This window comes from Pseudomonas sp. Pseusp18 (genome assembly GCF_059506005.1).
The window spans coordinates 3316188-3335938 of record NZ_CP169240.1; the positions used below are offsets into that span (position 1 = coordinate 3316188).

Annotated in this window: 15 protein-coding genes and 3 pseudogenes; 3 read left to right on the forward strand and 15 right to left on the reverse strand. The window is 55.3% G+C overall.

Annotated elements, in window-relative coordinates; translation table 11 throughout:
• Positions 1–261: 261 nt before the first annotated feature.
• Positions 262–595, forward strand: a pseudogene (locus ACEN9A_RS14875) (conjugal transfer nickase/helicase domain-containing protein); the annotation flags it as partial.
• A 99-nt stretch (positions 596–694) separates the two neighbouring features.
• Here the strand turns inward: ACEN9A_RS14875 and ACEN9A_RS14880 are convergent.
• The 3 genes and pseudogenes from ACEN9A_RS14880 to ACEN9A_RS14890 all read right to left on the reverse strand — a co-directional run.
• Positions 695–1714, reverse strand: a complete 1020-nt coding sequence (locus tag ACEN9A_RS14880; RefSeq protein ID WP_413386414.1) for a patatin-like phospholipase family protein — start codon at positions 1712–1714, stop codon at positions 695–697.
• Between the two features lie 116 nt (positions 1715–1830).
• Entirely contained in the window at positions 1831–5280 is a 3450-nt protein-coding gene (locus ACEN9A_RS14885) for an adenylate/guanylate cyclase domain-containing protein (protein WP_413386416.1), read from the reverse strand.
• A 444-nt stretch (positions 5281–5724) separates the two neighbouring features.
• Positions 5725–6305, reverse strand: a pseudogene (locus ACEN9A_RS14890) (reverse transcriptase domain-containing protein); the annotation flags it as partial.
• A 122-nt stretch (positions 6306–6427) separates the two neighbouring features.
• On the opposite strand from ACEN9A_RS14890, the gene ACEN9A_RS14895 reads away from it, so the two are divergent.
• Positions 6428–6613 (forward strand): transposase, encoded by a 186-nt coding sequence (locus ACEN9A_RS14895; RefSeq protein WP_413386418.1) that lies wholly within the window; start codon positions 6428–6430, stop codon positions 6611–6613.
• A 136-nt stretch (positions 6614–6749) separates the two neighbouring features.
• Positions 6750–7412: an IS66 family insertion sequence element accessory protein TnpB gene (gene tnpB, locus ACEN9A_RS14900; protein WP_413386420.1), complete on the forward strand. Its 663-nt coding sequence runs from the start codon at positions 6750–6752 to the stop codon at positions 7410–7412.
• 85 nt (positions 7413–7497) lie between these two features.
• Here tnpB and ACEN9A_RS14905 read toward each other — a convergent pair whose 3' ends face one another.
• From ACEN9A_RS14905 to ACEN9A_RS14960, 12 genes and pseudogenes are all read right to left on the reverse strand, one after another.
• Positions 7498–8265 (reverse strand): methyl-accepting chemotaxis protein, encoded by a 768-nt coding sequence (locus tag ACEN9A_RS14905; RefSeq protein ID WP_413386519.1) that lies wholly within the window; start codon positions 8263–8265, stop codon positions 7498–7500.
• Positions 8266–8355: 90 nt separating this feature from the next.
• Positions 8356–9444: pseudogene (locus tag ACEN9A_RS14910) on the reverse strand (HAMP domain-containing protein); the annotation flags it as partial.
• A gap of 207 nt (positions 9445–9651) precedes the next feature.
• Positions 9652–10665, reverse strand: a complete 1014-nt coding sequence (locus ACEN9A_RS14915; RefSeq protein ID WP_413386422.1) for a GlxA family transcriptional regulator — start codon at positions 10663–10665, stop codon at positions 9652–9654.
• A gap of 182 nt (positions 10666–10847) precedes the next feature.
• Positions 10848–12338: an aldehyde dehydrogenase gene (locus ACEN9A_RS14920; protein WP_413386424.1), complete on the reverse strand. Its 1491-nt coding sequence runs from the start codon at positions 12336–12338 to the stop codon at positions 10848–10850.
• A gap of 1 nt (position 12339) precedes the next feature.
• A complete protein-coding gene (locus tag ACEN9A_RS14925; protein WP_413386426.1) occupies positions 12340–13242 on the reverse strand; it encodes a dihydrodipicolinate synthase family protein in 903 nt (300 codons plus the stop codon).
• Between the two features lie 161 nt (positions 13243–13403).
• A complete protein-coding gene (locus ACEN9A_RS14930; RefSeq protein ID WP_413386428.1) occupies positions 13404–14258 on the reverse strand; it encodes an ABC transporter permease in 855 nt (284 codons plus the stop codon).
• Positions 14255–15103: an ABC transporter permease gene (locus ACEN9A_RS14935; protein ID WP_413386430.1), complete on the reverse strand. Its 849-nt coding sequence runs from the start codon at positions 15101–15103 to the stop codon at positions 14255–14257. Before ACEN9A_RS14935 ends, ACEN9A_RS14930 begins: the two co-directional genes overlap by 4 nt.
• A complete protein-coding gene (locus ACEN9A_RS14940; RefSeq protein WP_413386432.1) occupies positions 15100–16218 on the reverse strand; it encodes a quaternary amine ABC transporter ATP-binding protein in 1119 nt (372 codons plus the stop codon). The genes ACEN9A_RS14935 and ACEN9A_RS14940 overlap by 4 nt, the downstream gene beginning before the upstream one ends.
• Before the next feature lie 68 nt (positions 16219–16286).
• Complete coding sequence (locus ACEN9A_RS14945; protein WP_413386434.1) at positions 16287–17138, reverse strand: glycine betaine ABC transporter substrate-binding protein; 852 nt, start codon at positions 17136–17138, stop codon at positions 16287–16289.
• 10 nt (positions 17139–17148) lie between these two features.
• Positions 17149–17382 carry a hypothetical protein gene (locus ACEN9A_RS14950; RefSeq protein ID WP_413386436.1) on the reverse strand — a complete coding sequence of 78 codons (234 nt, stop codon included), beginning with the start codon at positions 17380–17382 and terminating at the stop codon, positions 17149–17151.
• Between the two features lie 51 nt (positions 17383–17433).
• Positions 17434–18759 (reverse strand): NAD(P)/FAD-dependent oxidoreductase, encoded by a 1326-nt coding sequence (locus ACEN9A_RS14955; RefSeq protein WP_413386438.1) that lies wholly within the window; start codon positions 18757–18759, stop codon positions 17434–17436.
• A 19-nt stretch (positions 18760–18778) separates the two neighbouring features.
• The gene (locus ACEN9A_RS14960) at positions 18779–19672 is read right to left on the reverse strand and encodes a dihydrodipicolinate synthase family protein (RefSeq protein WP_413386440.1); all 894 of its coding nucleotides are present in this window, start codon (positions 19670–19672) and stop codon (positions 18779–18781) included.
• Positions 19673–19751 lie beyond the last annotated feature (79 nt).

Consider the following 19751-nt stretch of genomic DNA (forward strand, 5'->3'; position numbering starts at 1 on the left):
TAACCCGGATTTAATGTTGACCTGCCGATGGTCGCAAATATAGTGGGTGGCGGCGCACTCAGCTGCCGACCGGCACTATATCGTCTTCCGACGATCCATGCCGTCCAAGTCTGTTGGCCGCCGGAGGCGTGTCAGGCCCGGCGCCCATGTGTCGGCGACCGGCAGAACGTTGTTGAGGGTGATCTTGTCAGCGCCCATATGCACGCGCGGCATACCGGGTCAGGGGGTAGATGAACCTGGCCAGGCTATCTAGGATTGGCGCAAGGAAGGAAGGCATCCATCAATGACAGCAAGGCCAAGGTGGACGTGTACCGGATTCCTGGTCTCACCCGGAACTTTCCAAAGCTATGCCCAGGAGTTTCCTGGTATCTCATAGGGTGCAGACTAAGAGATTGCGAAATGGCGCTGGGTGCAGACGCAGTTCAAAAAACTGAAGGTTCACAGGAAACATGGGGACGACGTTAACATCTGGACCTTTCAGGTCGAAGGATCTCGGTAGAAAGCTAGACTCAAAGGTTACTTGCTGGAAAAACCAACGCTGTTGTTCGAAACCGTACTTGCCGACAATCCTCTTCTTAAAATCGAGACAGCTTAAACTCCGTAGCATTTAGGCGAGCGCGGCGACGCAGCACTGTCGTCATCGCGCGACCGTCCATGCCGGCGACAGCCACCTTTTCCCGTCTCATCGCGGCGTTCAAAGAAACTCCTTTCGGATGTCGATACTCGACCGTTCGCCAATATTCCGATAGTTCTCGGTGAGCCATGCATCGGCCTCGCGTCGTCCGTTGTCGCGCAACCCGCAAAGGAAGTCCCAGCCTGCGTTGTACTTGCTGGACACGCTGAGCGCGCACATTGCTGCGTCGGACCGAATGGAGTGGATCAGCATCTCCTTCATCTCGTCGCGCTCGACCTTTCCTTGCTCGATGAGGTCGGTGACAAAAGCGATGGTGCGCATCTCACGCATCAGCGACGAGTTGAAGCTGATTTCATTGATGCGATTGAGGATGTCGGCAGCTGTCATGGGCACGCCCGGGCGGACGAGCGGGTTGATGTGGACGATCACCACATCGCGCGTATTGCAGTGGTAAATCAATGGGAAAATCGCCGGGTTTCCCATATAGCCGCCATCCCAGTAATGCTGGCCGTCGATCGTGATCGCCTGGAACAATGTCGGCACACAGGCCGAAGCCAGCACCGCTTCGGCGCAGACGTCCTCGCCTGAGAAGATGCGTATCTTCCCCGTCTCAACATTGGTCGCACACAGATAGAGGTGGAGCGGGCATTGCTTGCGCAAGACGGCGAAATCGACCTGATTCTCCAGCACCTCCCGTAGCGGATTCAAGTTGTGGCGATTGAACTGGTAAGGCGAGAAGATACGAAGCGCCATGTCCGCAAACGCATACATGGGCGAATAGTCCAGCCCGAAACTGTGCGTTCCTTTCAACCATGGCGCCCAGCGCAACGGGTTATGTCGCTCGGCGGACTGCGCCACAGCGGACCAAAAATCATGCAGCGCCTGGCGCGCGCCGGCCTCTTCACCCTGCAGCATGCCGTAGGCCAGCACGACGGCATTCATCGCGCCGGCACTGGTTGCACTCACCCCTTCAATGGCAAGCCTGCCGTCCTCGAGCAACCGATCGAGCACGCCCCAGGTGAACGCACCGTGCATCCCGCCGCCCTGCAACGCCAGCGCGACCGGCTTTTTCGTGGTCATTCTTGGTCTCCTCGTCGGTGCTGGCCGCATCGGGTGCTTGGCGCAGTGCTTCGCCCCGTCACGCACTTGCCGACGACACGCCGCTGCTTCATTCAGCACCATGCGTCATCGATCGTTCACCCCACATTTGATGCCCATGCATCGAGCAGCTCCTTGGCTTGTAGCAAATCAACGCTGTCGAAGCCTTCGGTGAAGAAACTATAGATGTCGGCCAGCATCTGCCTGGCCGCCTCCTTATCTCGTGTTTCCCAAAGCTGAGCAAGGCTCACTGTGGCTCGTAGCTCGAGTGACTTTGCACCTTGCTGTCGAGCGACCGAGATCGCCTTGTGAAAGCATGCTTGCGCTTCCTGCTGCACGGAAGAATCCTGTCTGTCTTCACCCGGACATTGGAGGGTAAACGTTCCCTTGAGCCGGTACAGTTCAGCTTCGTAAAAGTGCTCGCCTGTTCTGTTCACCATAGCCAGAGCGTCGGTCACGACATCCAATCCTGCCTGCGGTTGCCCGGCGCGCCCATGAGCAGCGGCCAGCAGAGCCAGAAAATAAGAGCACCCAAGCTCTGCTCCGGCTGTTTGATAAGTAGCGATTCCCTCAGTTATTTGAGCAATTCCCTCGTCAGTACTCCCCTGCTCGGCGCGAGCCCAACCTAGGAGAATAGTCCCCCACGCCAAATAACACGGAAACCCATGTTCGAGTGAAAGCTTGATGGCGGCATCAGCACACTCTTCGGCGAGTTGTACGTCGCGCCGAAACTGTCCCAGTATCGACGTAGCAGACAGGGTGAAGGCCAGGCTGAACGGGTCGGAAATCTTATTGGCCAGAGCAAGAGCATCCCGGCTGCGCGTGCGTGCCTGATCGGAAAAACCCAAGTACCAAAGGCACCAGGCCGAAAATGGCAGGGCGTAGCCCGGATCCATGCCGTATGTAATGGTATGAGTGCGATGACGTTCCGGGTTGTAGAGGTTACGCGCCCGCTCCTGGTGTTCAAGGGCATTGCGCAGATCACCCTGGAAAAACAATGTCGCCCCGAGTGCCGCATGAGCTCCCACGAGCAAGTCCGGATCCTGCGCAGTTTGCGCAACACTGAGCAATCGCTCACCCAGTTCGCATGCAGTTGAGTATTGCGCACGTAACTCGTAGTAAGTCCGCAGCCCCAGCAGCACAGGGAAAAGCGAGTCGTCGCCTACTTGCTCGCATAGCGCCAGTGCACGGGTATAGGTGGCCGCCACCTCGGGCGCACTATAGCCCCGCACGACCATCAAGGCCGGCCCCAAGCAGAGCAGCAACGTCAGTTCCTGATGAGCACGCGCGGGCGTGTCGGGCAAATGCTCAAGCAATTCCAGCGCCGCGCCGAGGTGACGCATTGCATCTAGATGGGCGGAGTGCTGAAGGGCCTGTTGCCCGGTACGGTGCAGGTATTCCACGGCCTTCGGGACATTGCCGCTCAGCCTGTAGTGGTGCGCCAGTTCGCTGCAATAATCGGCGATGCGGGTGGGGAACAGTGCCTCGATGGCCTGCGCCGTGCGTTCGTGCAGTGCGCTACGCCGCTCCGTGAGTAGCGAGTGGCCCGCGACCTCCTGGGTCAGGGCATGCTTGAACGAATACTCCACCTCCGGAAATGCAGGCCGCTGGTAAATGAACTCCGCGGCCTCCAGTCGGGCCAGTAGATCGCGTAAATCGTCGTCATTCCGAGCGCCACGTCCATCACAGATGCGTTGGATCAGACTGAACGCAAACTCCTTGCCGATGACGGCGAGCGTCTGCAGCAACTCCTTCTGCGCAACGGGGAGCCGGTCGATACGGGCAGCGAGCACACCTTGCACGGTGGTGGGAATATGCAGCGCAAAAGGAGTTTGCTCGATCCGGTAACGGCCGGGTTCACCGAGCAGCGAGTTCTCCTCGACCAGCGTTTGCACCACTTCCTCCATGAAGAAAGGGTTGCCCTCCGTCTTCTCCAGGATGAGTTGTTTGAGGGGGACGAGGGTGGGATCGTCCCCTAGCAGGGCCGCGAGCAGTCCCTGGGCTTCGGCCGGGCCCAGCGGCTCGAGCCGAAGCTGACTGCAATGACCCGCGCGCGTCCACGCAGGCTGATACTCGGGCCGGTAGTTCACGAGGAGCAGGATCGGAGCACTCGCCACGCGGTCGATGAGGCACGCGAGGAATGCTTCGGTCTCGCGGTCCAGCCATTGCAAGTCCTCGAACAGCAGTTCGATCGGCTGATCGCGACTCTCGCGCGCCAGAAGTTGCGTGATCGCGTCGAAGATGCGATCGCGCCGGATCTGAGGATCCATTTCCGCGAGCGCCGAACTGCCTTCGCCAATTCCCAGCAGATAGAGCAGGTAGGGCACAAGATCCTCGAAGCTGCGCTCGAGCGTCAGAGTCTTGCCCATGACCTTTTCCCGGCACCGCCGCTCGTCGTCCAGCGCAGTGATCTGAAAATAGCTTTTCAGAAGCTCGATGAGCGGAAAATAGGCAAAGGCCTTGCCGTGCGACACCGAGAAAGTCTCCAGCACCAGACAGCCGCGCCGCGAGCTTTCCTTGAACTCATGGAACAGCCGCGACTTCCCGACCCCCGCCTCGCCTGCCACCGCGACAACCTGCCCGTGGCCCGCTTTGGCCTTATCGAGTGCCTGATGCAGGTGATCCAGTTCGAGCTGGCGGCCGACGAACCTGGCCAGCCCGCGATGTGCCGCCAGTTGCAGGCGCGTGCGCAGCGCGCCGAGACCCTGCACCTCATACACGACAAGCGGATCGGGAATGCCTTTGACTTGGGTGGCCCCCAGAGTCCTGAACTCGAAATAGCCCTCCGCCAGCTTGTGGGTGGACTCGCTCACCAGGATTGACGATGGCGCGGCGATTCCCTCCATCCGGGATGCAATGTGGATAGTGTGCCCGACCGGATCGTAATCGGTGTGTAAACTGTCCGTGCGGATCGAACGCACGACGACCTCTCCAGTATGGATGCCGACGCGGATTTGCAACGGAATGCCTTTCTCCAGACGAATGCAGTCGCCATGTCGGTGTATCGCCTCCTGCATCCGTAGCGCCGCATACAGCGCCCGCTGCGGATGGTCCTCATGGGCGATGGGGGCACCGAATAGCGCGAGGATGCCATCGCCCAGCGTCTTGGCCACGTAGCCTTCGTAGTAGTGGACGGCTTCCATCATCATCGCGACGACAGGCTCGATCAGGCGCTGGGCCTGTTCCGGATCGAGGTCGTGGATCAGCGCCGTAGAGCCAGCCATGTCGGCAAACAGCGCCGTGATGGTCTTGCGTTCTCCGGCGGTCTCGCCCCGGGCTTCCATGGCGGCCTGTTCGGCGCGGATGCGCTCGGCAAGGTAGTGGGGTGTGTAATGAATGGGTGCTGGAGAAGGCTCTGAAACAGGCCGGGGGCGCGGTAATGGCGCAGCAGACGCATCGGTTAGCGGTGCGCCGCATTCACTGCAAAATTTATCGGAAAGGCCCGCCTCGTGGCCACAGCGCGGACAACTGCAAGACAACCTGGCGCCGCACGCTTCACAGAAGCTGGCCCCGGAGGGATTCTCGAATCCGCAGTTTGCACAGCGCATACGACCTCCTTTCTTCTAATCGTTAGGCGCCGGATCCGCCTGGCGGCAAGACGCGATCGGATGAGGCGATCTCCCCTGTCGTCGATATCCGCGTGACACATCATCGTTGCGCGGGCTACGCAGCGCATAAACAGCTGCTATACATCCGCGACTCGGTTACCGAAAGTCGACAGGAATCCTGGTAGGCGGCCACGCCTCAACACACAACTTGGGTACGATTCAGGATGATCTCTGCATAAGTGATCCGCAAGTGGCAGTTGGTGTGTCTCACCGGCGCTATCCCCCATCAGTAACGGACCTTGAAGGTTGGCGCATCTTCTTGCCTGGTATGGCGCCGATCGTAAAGTTTGGTCCTGCCGATCGTTGAGCACTGTGGAGAGTGTTGTACGGATACCGTGGAAAGCACGAGTTGAGTCATTGAAAAATATTTTCTGGACGGAGTGGTTCGCCAGCCCGCTGATTGCGCACAAAAATGTTCACATCATCGGCATAACGCGCGAAGCAATGACCCAGCCGCTCCAGCTCGCGGTCGAGATGGTTGAGCAGGAAATTCGACAGCAACGGCGAGAGCGGGCCGCCTTGCGGCGCCCCTTCCTGCCGGCGGCTGGTGATCCCGCCCGGCATCACCCCGGCTTCGTGATAACGGCGGATTAACTTGAGTACCGATTGTCTTCGACGTGAAGCTGCACATGGGCCATCAGGATGTCGTGGTTGATTCGATCAAAGAACTTTTCCAGGTCAAGTTCCACACCCGCCTCCACATGGCCGCGTGCGGTTTCGATCGCTTGGTGAGCGCTTCTGCCCGGACGAAAACCGTAGCTGTAGCCCGAGAACAGCGGATCGAAGAGCTGCGTGAGCTGTTGCAGCAGTGCCCGTTGGATCAGGCGATCCACGACGCTGGGAATGCCCAAATGCCGGGTTCCGCCTTTGAGTTCGGGGATTTCGACGTCGTGTACACCTTGCGGGGGGTATTCGCCGGCCAGCAATCGGTTCTTGAGAATCGGCCAATACTGTTTCACGTAGCCGTCAACTCGTCGACCGTCAGTGTCCGTCCGGCGAAGTCATCTACCCAGCCCTGCAAAGCCAAGACATGGTGTGCACTTAAATTTAAGTGGGCACCGGTTCTAGCCTTTTAAGCGGGTATTTCATGCAGCCACAACGCCGTTCCTACTCCAAATCCTTCAAAGTCCAAGTCATTCAAGAGTGCACCCAGCCCGGCACCTCGATTGCCAGCGACGCGCTGAGCCATAGCCTCAACACGAACCTCGTCCACAAATGGATTCGGCTGCAAACGCAAAAAAACACGGAGCTGCAACCTGCTTCTATTCCGTGACCCATTAGCTAGCCGGAGAAAACTCGCAAGCTGCATCATCGAATATCTGCGTTGAAATCCAGCACCCGTGTGGCGCTGTCAAAGTGACGACCGATAACGCGGCCGCCTGCGCGACCTTCCTTCGAGATCTGTGGCAATGATTCGCATCGACGCCATCTGGCTCGCCACCGAACCCATGGACATGCGCGCCGATACTGAAACCGCGCTGGCGCGGGTGGTCATCGTGTTCGGTGCGGCGCAGCTGCACTGCGCTCATCTGTTTGCCAACCCCCGCGCCAATCGCATTAAAGTGCTGATGCACGACGGGTTCGGTATTTGGCTGGCGGCGCGCCGCCTGCATCAAGGCCAGTTCTTCTGGCCGGGTTCTCGACACGGCTCTCAGATGGAATTAGGTGCCGAACAACTGCATGCCCTGGTGCTGGGCTTGCCCTTGGCAAAGAGTCGGGCCAGGCAGTGCGATTTCCATCGTAGAACGCCTGTCATGACCAGGCGCACTGCAAGCCTGCTCAACCAAAGCGACCATATCATTGAGCATCGGGTTGGCGAACTACTGTATGAGGGCTGTCTCAAACCCGAACTGATGACGGAGTCGCGCCGGAATCCCGACCAACTGCAGCGCTGGGCGTCCAGACGAAACAGCTCTGCGCGGAGTGTAATGGGTCAGATGTTAAGTACTTCCCTCCTGATGTCGGCGAGGCCGCTTTGCCACGGCCCCACCAACTCGCCACTGGCCTCCTCACCGCGCCACACAGGCTCGGGCAGTGCCCCCGTTCGTAGTGGATACTACGTCGTTGCTTGACCACACATATGTGACACCGGGTACGTGTAGCCGTTTAGCGAGGAATGAAGATCGCGCAAATCCCAGCTAAAGCCAGAACACGTCATCAGGTGCGGAACTTCCGCACCAGACCGTCCAGCTCATTGGATAGCGACGCCAGGCTTTGCGAGTCAGTACGCGACAATTGCGCCAGTTCGACCACCAGTTGTGCATCACCATGAATCTGACTGATGTGCCGGTTGATGTCTTCGGCCACCTGATGCTGCTCTTCGGCGGCGGTGGCAATCTGGGTGTTCATATCGCGGATGACGTCCACCGATTCGCGAATCTGGCCAAAGCTGGTGCGAGCTTGGCCAATCTTACTCACCGACTGCTGCGAGACCTCAAGGCTAGAATGCATCTGTTGCGCCACCGAGGCGGTGCGCCGGGCCAGATTGCCCAACAAGCTGTCGATCTCGGCAGTAGAGTCGGCGGTACGCTTCGCCAAGGCCCTGACCTCGTCAGCCACCACAGCAAAGCCACGCCCCTGCTCGCCCGCTCTCGCAGCTTCGATGGCGGCGTTGAGGGCCAGCAAATTGGTCTGCTCGGCGATAGAGCGGATGGTGTTGAGAATTGACTGGATGTCGTTACTGTCTCGCTCTAATTGCGTCATGTCCTGCGCGGAGCGGGATATTTCTTCGCTGAGCCGGTCAACGCTTTCTACTGCATCATCGATCTGCCGTTGACCATCGCGAGCCTGTTGCTGACTTGTGTCGGCGGACTCGGCAGCCTGACTGCAAGAACGGGCGACTTCGTTGGCAGTAGCGACCATTTCATGGAAGGCAGTGGACACCATGTCCACCGCTTCACGTTGGCGGTTGGCGGCCTTAGCCATATCACCCGAGACCTGAGTGGAGCTATGCGATGCTGCTAGGATACTGCTGGCGGCACTGGAGATATGTTGGATCAGCCTACGGATCGCGCCCAGAAATTGGTTGAACCACCCTGCTAGTTGCGCAGTTTCGTCGTTGCCGCGCACTGCCAGGGTGACGGTCAAGTCGCCTTCGCCTTGGGCGATGCCTTCCAGGCCGCTTGACACGCCCCTGATCGGGCGCACGATAAAACTGGCGAAAGTGGCGCCGACGAGTGCAAAGACGACAGCCAGTACCAAAGCGATGATACCTATCAGCCAAGTCAACTTATTGGCCGAAGCCATGACTTCGTCCTGCTTGATCAGCCCGATGAAACTCCATCCCAGTTTGTCAGCAGGATAGACGTTAGCCATGTAGCGCTCGCCATCAAGCTCTACTGCTGTCAGACCTTTAGGAGTTTTGGCCAGTTCACTGAAACCACCGCCCAGCTCACCAAGCTTCTTGAAATTATGCTCGGGCTGCTTGGGGTCGACCAACACGTTGCCGCTGTTTTCCATCAACATCAGGTAGCCGGTTTCACCAAGTTTGATCTGTTTGACAATGTTGGTCAGTTGTTTGAGTGTCACATCAATGCTCATCACCCCACCCGGGTTGCCCAGTGCATTGGGTATCGCGCGTACGGTCGCGATCATCACTGCATCATCGGCGGACCAGTAATAGGCATCGGTGCGCACCGTTCTGCCCAGGTTAGCCAGAGCGGTCGTATACCAAGGACGCACACGAGGATCATAGTTGCTCAACTTCTGCCCCGCAGGCCAAAACGCGTAACTGCCATTAGCCAGACCGTATGATATATAGGAATACGAGGGGTGGCTTTTCGCCATGCGATCAAACAGCGCAACGATCTTATTGCCCAATTCGGGCTCGGGCAGGTTTTCCTGTTCGGGCGTCAACGAACTTTTGAGATCGTTACCGGCGGTGGCTACCAGCGGATTGGACGCAAGGTAATCGATGTTCTGGCTGATACTATCGAAGAACAATTGCATGCCGTTCTCGACCTGACGTATTTCACGCCCACTGTTTTCGACAAAACTTTCCGTGGCCTCGTTGCGCAGATTAATGATTACAATGCTGGCGACAACAATGACGGGCAAACACGCGATGATCGCGAATGCCCCAGTTAGCTTTTGCTTGATGTTCATTTAAGCTCCGTAATTGTTTTCATACATCGCAAGTCACATTAGCTGCACCATGCTGCATGGCGCCCCCAGCCAGACCGTTATTACATAGTGGTTCATATAAAGTGTCGGCGCAGCCGGATTGCCATTCCAAGCACCGAGCCAGTTGTGTATTCGGATCTTTCAGCTGGAGTGCAGTCATAACAAGAACCTGATCAGGGGCTCCGGCATTCAAAATTCCATTCGTGTTTCTCGGGAAGGGGAATAACCAAAGTAAGCCGAATAGCACTTGCTGAAATGGCTCGGCGAGACGAATCCACAGGCCACAGCTACCTGAACTATGGTTAGACCGGAATGCTGCAGTAGGCGCCTCGCTTCAGTTATCCGAAGTTCGAGGTAGTAACGCTGTGGTGTAGTGCCCAACTGAGCTCTGAACAACCGTTCGATTTGGCGCCTGGACAGATTGACCCAGCGTGCCATTTGCTCTAAACCCAAAAGTTCTTCGAGATTCGCCTCCATCAATTTGACGATTTCTCTCAAAGGCGCTGCCATCTTGACGTGGAGCGTTGGATTCAGACGTCGATACCGTGAGGCTTCAAATGCCAGGATGTCCGAGATGCCATCTACCAGGCCTGCCCCATGAAACTGACCGATCCAATCCAATACCATATGAAACGCACCGCTCGGGCTAGCAGCCGTATAACGATCACGATCAGCAATAAAACTCTCGCTCGTAACTTGGCTGTGCTGTGCCGCCTCTGCAAGAGCTGGCCGGTGCTCGGGGTGAATGGCACAACGGTATGTATCCAGCAAACCTGCTTGCCCCAAGAACCAAGCTCCATTCCAGAGACCAGCTAAAGCTACTCCCTTCTCGGCGGCTTTCTTGAGCACAGCGCACAAGTGAGCATCAGCGCGTAGTGGTGTCCGAAGTCCGCCACACACGATCAATAGTTTTAGATCGCTCAGTGGATAGGATGAAAGCTGTTGATCAGGGCGGATAATGATTCCCAAGTCACTCATCACTTCCCGCGCATGAAGCGTAAACGTACAGGTACTGAAAAGTTCAGGCCGCAATAGATTCGCTGTTACAAGCGCGTCCAATGCGTTGGTAAATGATGGGAGGGAAAAGTGATCAAGAAGGATAAAACCCACCCCCGAACGGGGAACTGTCGTTGGGTTCTCATCCTTGAGATAGCGAAAATTTTCCCCTTTTATTGTTCCACAAAAAATTCGCGGTTCTATCACTTCGAGGCACCCTTTTATTGAAGATAAAACGATACAATCGAGCAAAAAAATTGCATGCCGCCGTTATCACCACAATCTTTTACGTATATGGCTTCGGGTCAGAAGGGCCACTCAGCTCAACGTAAAAATCGCCCCAACCAATGCAGTGGAGGCGACCTTTAACCAGATGCCGTTAATCTGAGTCAGGACGCATCGATCCAGATGGTTTTCAACTCAGTGTATTGATCATGTGCCCAAATGGACTTGTCTCGACCACCAAAACCAGACTCCTTGTACCCGCCGAAAGGTGTGGACGCATCGCCTTCGCCGAAGCAGTTGACGGTCACAATTCCTGCACGAATGCCGCGCGAAAGCTTCAATGCATTGCGCAGGTTACCGGTGTACGCAGAAGCCGCTAATCCATAAGCCGTGTCGTTAGCTAAATCGATAGCCTCATCCACAGTATTGAACGTTGTTACGCTCAGGACGGGGCCGAAGATTTCTTCCTGGAACAACCGGCTATCACGGCCTACTCCATCAACGATGGTGGGTTCCACAAAGATATTTTGCGTAGTATTCCCGCCCACCAGCACATCAAATTTTTCGGCTTTGGCGTATTCGATGTAAGAGCGCACTTTTTCAAAGTGAGCTGTGCTGATCATCGAGCCCAGGCGATTTTCAGGGTCGAGCGGATCCCCCATTTTCCAATCACCCAGGTGAACCTGGATACGCTTCAAAAGATCGTCCTTGATATCGCTATGAACGATCAAGCGAGAAGATGCAGAGCAGTTTTCGCCCATGTTCCAGAAGGCGCCATTCACCACGTGCTGCGCGACGAGATCAATGTCCTCGACATCGTCCATCACGACTGCAGGATTCTTGCCTCCGCACTCCAGAACGATGCGCTTCAGGTTTGACTCACTGGAATATTTTAGAAATAGCCGGCCAGTGTCAGTAGAGCCTGTAAAGCTGACCATCGCGACATCCGCGTGCCGGCCTAATGGTTCACCGGCCTCTTTGCCACTACCAGGCACCACGCTGAACACGCCCGCGGGGATACCCGCCTGATAAGCCAGTTCAGCCACGCGCAGCGTACTCAACGTGGTTTCCTTCGCGGGCTTGACCACGATCGAACAACCTGCTGCCAGCGATGGGCCAATTTTCCAGGCAAGCATCAATAGCGGGAAGTTCCACGGCAAAACAAGACCGACGACTCCGATGGGCTCACGCACGACCATCGTGACGGCTCCCGAACCCACTGGCGCGGTCGAATCGTAAATTTTGTCGATGAGTTCTGCGTGCCAACGCAGCGTATGAATTGTTTCGGGAACATCGATGTTCTGGCATTCACGAATCGGTTTGCCGCTGTCCAGACTTTCGAGTACCGCCAATTCGTGCGAATTCTCTTCAAGCAGTTGAGCGAAACGCAGCAATACAGACTTGCGAGCAGAAGGCGAGAGCGAATGCCAGCGGGCGTCCTCAAATGCCTCTTTGGCTGCTGCCACGGCCTCGTCGACATCTCGAGAGTCGCACGCGGCGATTTCAGCTAGAACGTCACCCGTTGCTGGGTTGGTCGTAGTGAACGTTTTGCCCGATATCGCATCACGAAACTTTCCGTTGATAAATGCCTGATTGCGCAACTCAAGCTTACCTGCAAGTTCGCGATATGCCTCTTTACTAAGAAGATCTGCCATTTCAAGCCTCCCCAATGATTTGGGCTACGTTTTGTTTGAGGGTTCGAATAATTTCTTTCAGTTGTTGTTTCTCGGACTCCTCCAATGGTTGCAATGGAGCCCGAACACCACCGGGATGTAATCCGCTTAATTCACTGCCATGCTTGATGGATTGAACGAACCTTCCGCCTTCGAGAAAAAACATCAATGGAAGCATTGCCGACATGATGCGGCGTCCTTTAGCGAAGTCTTTTTCAATGACACAGGCTTCGTAGAGCGCAACATGTTCGCGGGGGATGAAGTTTGAACCCGCGCAAACCCAGCTGCGAGCCCCCCAAGCAAAAAATTCCAAAGCTTGATCATCCCAACCACAAGATATTTGGATTGACGGATGCGATTGAGCCAGACGATGAAGACGATTCATCTCGCCTGAACTTTCCTTAATAGCGACGATATTCTTGCAGGGTGCAATGGCGTCGAAGAACTCTTCGTCCATCGCGACGCCCATCCGGGCCGGGTAGTTGTAAAGCATGATAGGAAGTCCAGCGGCTCTGTCCACTGCCAGGACATGAGCGCCAACTTCTTTTTGAGTGGGCAGCGCGTAAGGAGGAGAACCTACCATAAGAGCATCTGCCTCAAGCTCCTTTGCCCTCTCGGCAAAGTAGACAGAGTCTTCAGTTCGAATCCCTCCGGTACCCACAACGAGCGGCAAACGACCGTTGATAATATCTTTTGCACGGCCAGCAATCTTTACACGCTCAGCTACCGTGTGAGCGTAATACTCACCGGTCGACCCACCAACAACAATGCCATGAACCTTGGACTCGATCAGGTATTCAATAACCTCGCCAAAGGCCGAATAATTAATCTGGCCATCCGAAGACAACGGAGTGATGGCAGGCGTAAAAATGCCGTCAAAGTTCAAAGTATTGTCTCCAGTGCTCTAGGTAAATCAAGGGCTAAATATTTGTTAACTTAGTGATGTGGCTGGTTGGGTCTAGAGATCGAGTTTCTGTGCAACACGGCTATAGCACTGGACGTTTCATGAGATTTTCATTTAGACAAAATGAAAACCTCATGCCCTATTTAACGTGCAGCCAAAGGCCGATTATTTCGATTAAGTAATCCACGGCTAACGCGATCTAAAAGTAGCGCGACAGCTACGATGGCGAGTCCCGCTCGCAGACCGAGCCCCATCTCCATACGAGTGAGTCCTCGAGTGACCTCCGCGCCCAAGCCGCCTCCTCCTACCAACCCAGCAAGAACCACCATTGCGAGCGATAACAGGATGCATTGATTCAGCCCCACCAAAAGCGTAGGAGTGGCCAGAGGAATCTCGATCTTGAAAAGAATCGAGCGTTTTGTGGCACCCATGGCAATTCCCAGTTCGACCATTTCCTTTGGTACCTGGTTAAGCGCCAGTGTGGTCAACCGCAGCATGGGAGGAATCCCGTACACCACGGTGGCGATGATTGCGGGGACACGGCCGAGGCTGAAAATCATTACCGCAGGAATGAGATAGACCCACGGTGGAACAGTCTGCATTACGTCTAGCACCGGTCGCACTGCGGCGTCGAAACGCTTCACCCGTGAGGCGAGAATGCCAAGCGGAAACGCAATAGACACTGATATCAGTACGGCCACCGAGACCAGCGCAATGGTTTGCATGGAAGCAATCCAAAGTCCGGAGATCAGGCAATAACCCAGCATCACTGCCGCCAACACAGCGACACGTACTCGAACGATCAGCGCAACAGTGATAGCGACGATGGCGATCACTGCTAACGGCGGCAGGGCCAACAGTGCACCTTCAATTGCGCGCAGACTTATTTCAACCACCACACTTATGGCTTTAGAGACACCGTGAAGATTGGTGTTGAACCAATCTACGAACGGCGCAATATATTTGCCAGGGGAAAACTGGATTTCTGGTGCGCTCATGGTCGTTTCCCCTCATATGCAGCCGCGGCGCTCTGTGCCAAACGGTCGAGCACCATCGTGAGAATAACGATTGCGATAGCACCGTTAATTGATTTGGCGATATCGAGCGTGCGTATCGCGCCATATATGGTCTCACCCAAGCCACCAGAGCCGACGATGCCAGCAATCACTACCATGCCGAAAGCCATCATGAGACTTTGATTGATGCCGGCCATGATGCTTGGCATTGCGAAGGGCAACCGTATCTTCAAGAACATCTGCCAGCCAGTGACGCCACTGGCATTGCCAAGTTCGATGAACTCATTGGGCGTCATGCGAATGCCAAGCGATGTCAGGCGAAACGCCGGTGGCAACGCCACGATAAATGTCGCGATCAGCGCCGTGCCTGTGCCATAGCCTAAAAGCGCGATGGCAGGCAGGAGGTAAATGTAGGGCGGCATGGTCTGGATCATGTCGAGCGTGGGCTCGACCATGCGATCCAGCACCGGAAGCAACCCGGCAACCACACCCAGTGGAATGGCTACCAGCAGAGCCATCAACGTCGCTGCGACGACCAGTGCCAGCGTGCTCATGGTTTCTGGCCACAAGCCAATAAATGCGCAGAACAGCATTCCGATCAAAGCAGCAACAGCGAAGCGTGGCCCGGCGAGACGCCACCCCAGCAAAGCGATAAGCACTGCAACAACGTAATAAGGCGGAAGGTTGAATAGCCACAGAAGGCTTTCGTAAATACCTTTCAGAACGTCGTTTACCGCATCGAATAGTCCCGAACCATTGTCGGAAAGCCATTCAAGCCCCGCGTCGACGGTTGAGTCAAAGCTGCCAGGGAAATTTTCGACATTCATGAAGACACCTCCGCCAGCGCCTGATCAACCGGGTGTGCATATTCGTTAGCAGTACCTTGTACGCCTCTTAGCAAATCGCGCATGGTGATCACCCCTGTGATGACACCCGCGTCCATCACGGCGATCGCGTCGCGATCATTTGCTACCGCAAGGCCGATGATGTGATCAAGGTCGGCGTCTGGAGGCGTGGTTGGCAGTCGACTTACATCAACGTTGGGGTACGCCGCCTTGTAGAGCGCAACCGGCGTCATCACCGAGTTGGCTTTGACGAGGTGGAGCCTCGATATACCCGCGACGAACTCTGCTACGTAATCATCGGCCGGATTTAGAACTATTTCCTCGGCGGTTCCCACCTGGATGATCATTCCGTCTTTCATGATCGCGATGCGATCTCCTAGCCGGATCGCCTCGTCCAGGTCGTGAGTAATGAAGACAGCTGACTTGCCCAGTTCCTTTGTAAGCTGGCGGAATTCGTCCTGTAACTGACGCCGTATTAGCGGATCAAGTGCGCTGAAAGGCTCGTCCATGAGGATAATTTCCGGGTCTGCAGCAAGCGCGCGAGCCAGGCCCACCCGCTGCTGCATTCCCCCGGATAGTTCGTCCGGGTAACGCTTAGTCCAGTCGGCCAGGCCAACCTTGGTTAATGCCGCCTCAGCGACCTTCAACCGCTCGGCTTTTGGAACGCCCTGTACTTCCAACCCGAACGCGGTGTTTTCAAGCACAGTACGATGCGGCAACAGGGCCACACTCTGAAATACCATCCCGATCTGCCGTGCCCGTACCGCACGTAATTCGGCGGCGCTGAGCGACGACAGCTCACGGCCCTTGACCAGCACCTTGCCGGAGCTTGGCGTGATCAATTTGTTAAGCAATCGGATCAGTGTCGATTTACCGCTGCCGGACAGGCCCATGATGCAAAAGATCTCACCACGGCGAACCTCTAGGTTGACGTCAGACACACCTACGACGCAGCTATAGTCTTGAAGAATCTGCTTTTTTGTCAGCCCTCTTTCGACAACGGCTTTCATTGCTTCAGCCGAGTTCTCGCCGAAAATCTTCCAGACCGACTCGCAGCTCACCAACACATTATTTACGTCTAAACTTGTAGTAGCCATAGCAAATCCTATCGAACCTTTTTTTAAATATTGTTCGTTAAAGTTCGGCAGCTAAATAAATACCGGTCTTAATTTTTTTTGTTGTTTTCCCAACGCTGAATCAAATCGCCATTCTTGGCAATCCAGGCTTTGACTGCTTCGTCTACCGACTTTCCGTCCTTTATATCGCCGTTAATTGCCTTGATATCAGTGATCGGAACAAAAATACTGGCAATCACTTCTCTGGCGCGAGGGTGCTTCTCAGAAAAGCCTTTCTGACCAATCCAGTAATAGGTTTGCGATGGGGGATAGATTCCCTTTGAGTCAGCCAAATACTTGAGGTCAAATTTCTGAGTCATCCAGGATGGATCCCACATGGTGACAGCGACCCACTCCTTGCGATCCACTGCGGACTTAAGTGCAGCCGTCATCGCTGCGGTACTGCCTTCAACCAGTTGAAGTTTTACGCCATAGGCTTTTATGGCTTCGCTGGTACTACGCATCAGGCCAGCACCAGGCTCAATACCAATAACCTTATCGCCGAATTTGGCGGAGCTCTCATTCAACTGCTCGATCGTGTCAATGTTTACGTATTTGGGAACCGCAATCCCCTGATACAAACCGTCGGAAACAGGTGAAATTTTTTCGTAACGATTCTTACCACGATCCCAATAGTCTTGAGCAAGATAGTTCACTGGGGAAACTAACATTTCGATGTCACCTTTACCCAGCGCTGCGAAGGCTATCCCCCACTCGGAAAATTCAGTGAGCTTGACCGTGTAACCCTGATCCTCCAAAACCTTTTTGGTGATAAGTGAAGTCGGCGACAAATCCTCCCAAGCCATGGTACCCATCGTGATGGTCTTCTCTTCTGCCTGTGCTGGCAAAACAGTTCCTATCACCATCAGCAAAGCGAACACCGCTTTCCAAATCGTTTTCATGGTATTTCCCCTACAGAGGTTGAGTGGTCGCCTTTTCTCGGGCGACATTGCGTTCGTGATTTTTAAACTTCTTTTCCAACACGCAATTCTTGCCAACGGATATCCGAGTTATCGCCCTGCCAAGTGTTTGGCGCTGGCGGTACACGATTAGGCTTTGGGCTTTAAAACCTGGCGTTCTTTCGATCCCGTAGGGAACCGTCGCTGGGTTTTGCGCATATTCAGCTCCCTTTAAAAGATCACTCATGGTCGAGCTCCTTAATGGAAGTGTAGTTAGCTTACCCAACGTCCAAGGGACTTATTCTCGCCCTGCACGCCATTCACGGAGCCTTAAGTCAGCCTTCGCACCGATACTAAGAAACGGCTGAGGCGGCAGATTTTTCGGTGGGTCATAGCTGGAGAAAATCTCAACCAACTCAGATTTCATTCCCAGGGCCGCTTCTGCAGCAGCGATACCGGCGGCTGTAGACTTCGACGCACCTAAACCGTTGCACGCGCAGGCCGCAAACAGGCCTTGTTCAATTTCCCCGAATATCGGCACGCTGTTCCAGGTCAACGCCATAGGCCCGCCCCATCGATACTGCATTTTCAGCCCTACAAGGTCAGGAAAACGATCGGCGAACTTACGGTCATGCACCCGACCGGCGCTTTGCACATGACCATCGTTGATCTCCAACCCCGCGTGATATGAATAACGTGAGCGAATCAAGATCCGGTCACCCTCAGCACCACTCACACGACGCACTGTAGTTCCCATCGGTAAGGCCGGTGTCGCTGCCCAGTCGCGTTTTCCGCCGAGACGTTTCGAATCGAAAGGTTCAGTCATGGAAGCATAGGTGAAGACATGCAACATCTGCCCGCGAAACAAGCCAAAGCTCTGGGCGTGGCCATTGTTTGCCAGGATGACTCGTTTGGCCGTGACCGAACCTGCGGAAGTCTTCAGCAACCAACGACCAGACTGCTTTTCAAAGGACTGTACCGGCGAATTCTCGTACAAGGTCACTGGCTTTCTCAGGCAATCTGCAACGGCACGAATATAGGCTGCAGGTTGCACCATCACAGTTCCCGGCATGTACAGCCCGGAGGTGTAGATACGGCTGCCAGTCACCTCATAAATGCCCTTGGCATCAAGGATCTGATGGGACTCACCCAAACCCTGCAGCTGGCGTGCATAAGTAACGATGTGGGCGTCGCCCTTCTGGCTAATCGCTACGCTGTAGCGGCCACAGGGATCAATGATTTCAGGCCCCCAGCCGTTTTCTTCCGCCATGTCCGTAGCCAAGCTAATAGCAGTGCGATAGATCTTGATATCCCGCAGAGCCCGCTCTGTTGATGTGCCACCAAAATCTTCCGAGCTGACTTCATGGGGCAAATCAATAATGAATCCTGAGTTACGCCCCGTGGCCCCCTCCCCGACAACGCCCGCCTCCAGGACGGCAACTCGCAATGTCGGATCAAGCTGAGATAGCCGTCGCGCGGCAGACAGACCAGCGAAGCCAGCGCCAATGATTGCAACATCAGCAATTACATCGCCATGAAGCGATGTGGTCGGTGCCCGTGGAGCGAGCATCTCAACCCAAGCTGAACGACTGCTGTTCTTCGGAAATTTAGTGGCCACGTACATGACTTCTACTCCCAAGACGTCAAGCGAGTTTGGACTCGAGAACGATCAATGGTTCAAGAGCGGCCTTGAGCGCATCTATTTTGTCAGCAGATAGGCGTGCCAATGGTCGACGAGGATTTCCCGCCCCGTAACCAGTGATCTCGGAACCTGCATAAACGGACTGGACATAGTCGCCTTGCCAGATCAACGACATGACGGGCTCGAGCGAGCGCCAGATCTCCCGAGCACGACCCCAATCCTGTTCCAGAGCGGCTTTTACCACCGCTACGCAAGAACGTGGCGCCATGTTCGCCCCCCCCCAAATCAAGCCTGCAGCACCGGCGAAAAGCGCGTATGGCACCAGCGGGTCGGCGCCATTCATCGTCGGCAAACCGGTACGGATCAGTGATGCCTGCGCCGCAAGATCACCGCTGCTGTCTTTGACCGATACAAAGTTTGGAATTTCGCTCAATTGGCGAAACAGCGATGGCGTGACTTCTACGCCGACGGCCTGAGGCACGTTGTAGCCGATGATTGGCAGCCCGGCTTCAGAGACGGTGGAATAGAAGTCGATAATCCCTTGGTCATCAGTTGGGCCTTCGAAAAATGGCGGCAACACCATGACGCCATCCGCCCCGCATTCCGCTGCATGACGGGTGCGCTCCACTACTTCATCTGCAAGCAAGGCGGACGTTTGCACAATCACTCGAGCACGGCCATTGATAACTTTGGAACCAAAGGCCACGAGTTGCTTGGACTCTTCCTTGCTGAGGTAAACATGCATGCCCGTGCCGGAGCTCAGGACAAACCCATGTACACCAGCGGAGATGTAGCGTTCAATCAAACTTTCAAAACGCGGGTAATCAATTTTTCCCTGCGCATCAAATGGAGTCGTGATTGCCAGATTGACACCGGAAAAAGCGAATGCGGACATCGATTAAAACCTCACTTGTTCTTTTCTGGAAAGTCCAGCCAGATAGCTCTCAGCTGGAAGTAATGATTCGCGTGCACCA

Coding starts and splice junctions, on each gene's coding strand:
- ACEN9A_RS14880 (WP_413386414.1), bottom strand. CDS start 1,714: ATGACCACGAAAAAGCCGGTCGCGCTGGCGTTGCAGGGCGGCGGGATG.
- ACEN9A_RS14885 (WP_413386416.1), bottom strand. CDS start 5,280: ATGCGCTGTGCAAACTGCGGATTCGAGAATCCCTCCGGGGCCAGCTTC.
- ACEN9A_RS14895 (WP_413386418.1), top strand. CDS start 6,428: ATGCAGCCACAACGCCGTTCCTACTCCAAATCCTTCAAAGTCCAAGTC.
- tnpB (WP_413386420.1), top strand. CDS start 6,750: ATGATTCGCATCGACGCCATCTGGCTCGCCACCGAACCCATGGACATG.
- ACEN9A_RS14905 (WP_413386519.1), bottom strand. CDS start 8,265: ATGGCTAAGGCCGCCAACCGCCAACGTGAAGCGGTGGACATGGTGTCC.
- ACEN9A_RS14920 (WP_413386424.1), bottom strand. CDS start 12,338: ATGGCAGATCTTCTTAGTAAAGAGGCATATCGCGAACTTGCAGGTAAG.
- ACEN9A_RS14930 (WP_413386428.1), bottom strand. CDS start 14,258: ATGAGCGCACCAGAAATCCAGTTTTCCCCTGGCAAATATATTGCGCCG.
- ACEN9A_RS14935 (WP_413386430.1), bottom strand. CDS start 15,103: ATGAATGTCGAAAATTTCCCTGGCAGCTTTGACTCAACCGTCGACGCG.
- ACEN9A_RS14940 (WP_413386432.1), bottom strand. CDS start 16,218: ATGGCTACTACAAGTTTAGACGTAAATAATGTGTTGGTGAGCTGCGAG.
- ACEN9A_RS14945 (WP_413386434.1), bottom strand. CDS start 17,138: ATGAAAACGATTTGGAAAGCGGTGTTCGCTTTGCTGATGGTGATAGGA.
- ACEN9A_RS14950 (WP_413386436.1), bottom strand. CDS start 17,382: ATGAGTGATCTTTTAAAGGGAGCTGAATATGCGCAAAACCCAGCGACG.
- ACEN9A_RS14955 (WP_413386438.1), bottom strand. CDS start 18,759: ATGTACGTGGCCACTAAATTTCCGAAGAACAGCAGTCGTTCAGCTTGG.
- ACEN9A_RS14960 (WP_413386440.1), bottom strand. CDS start 19,672: ATGTCCGCATTCGCTTTTTCCGGTGTCAATCTGGCAATCACGACTCCA.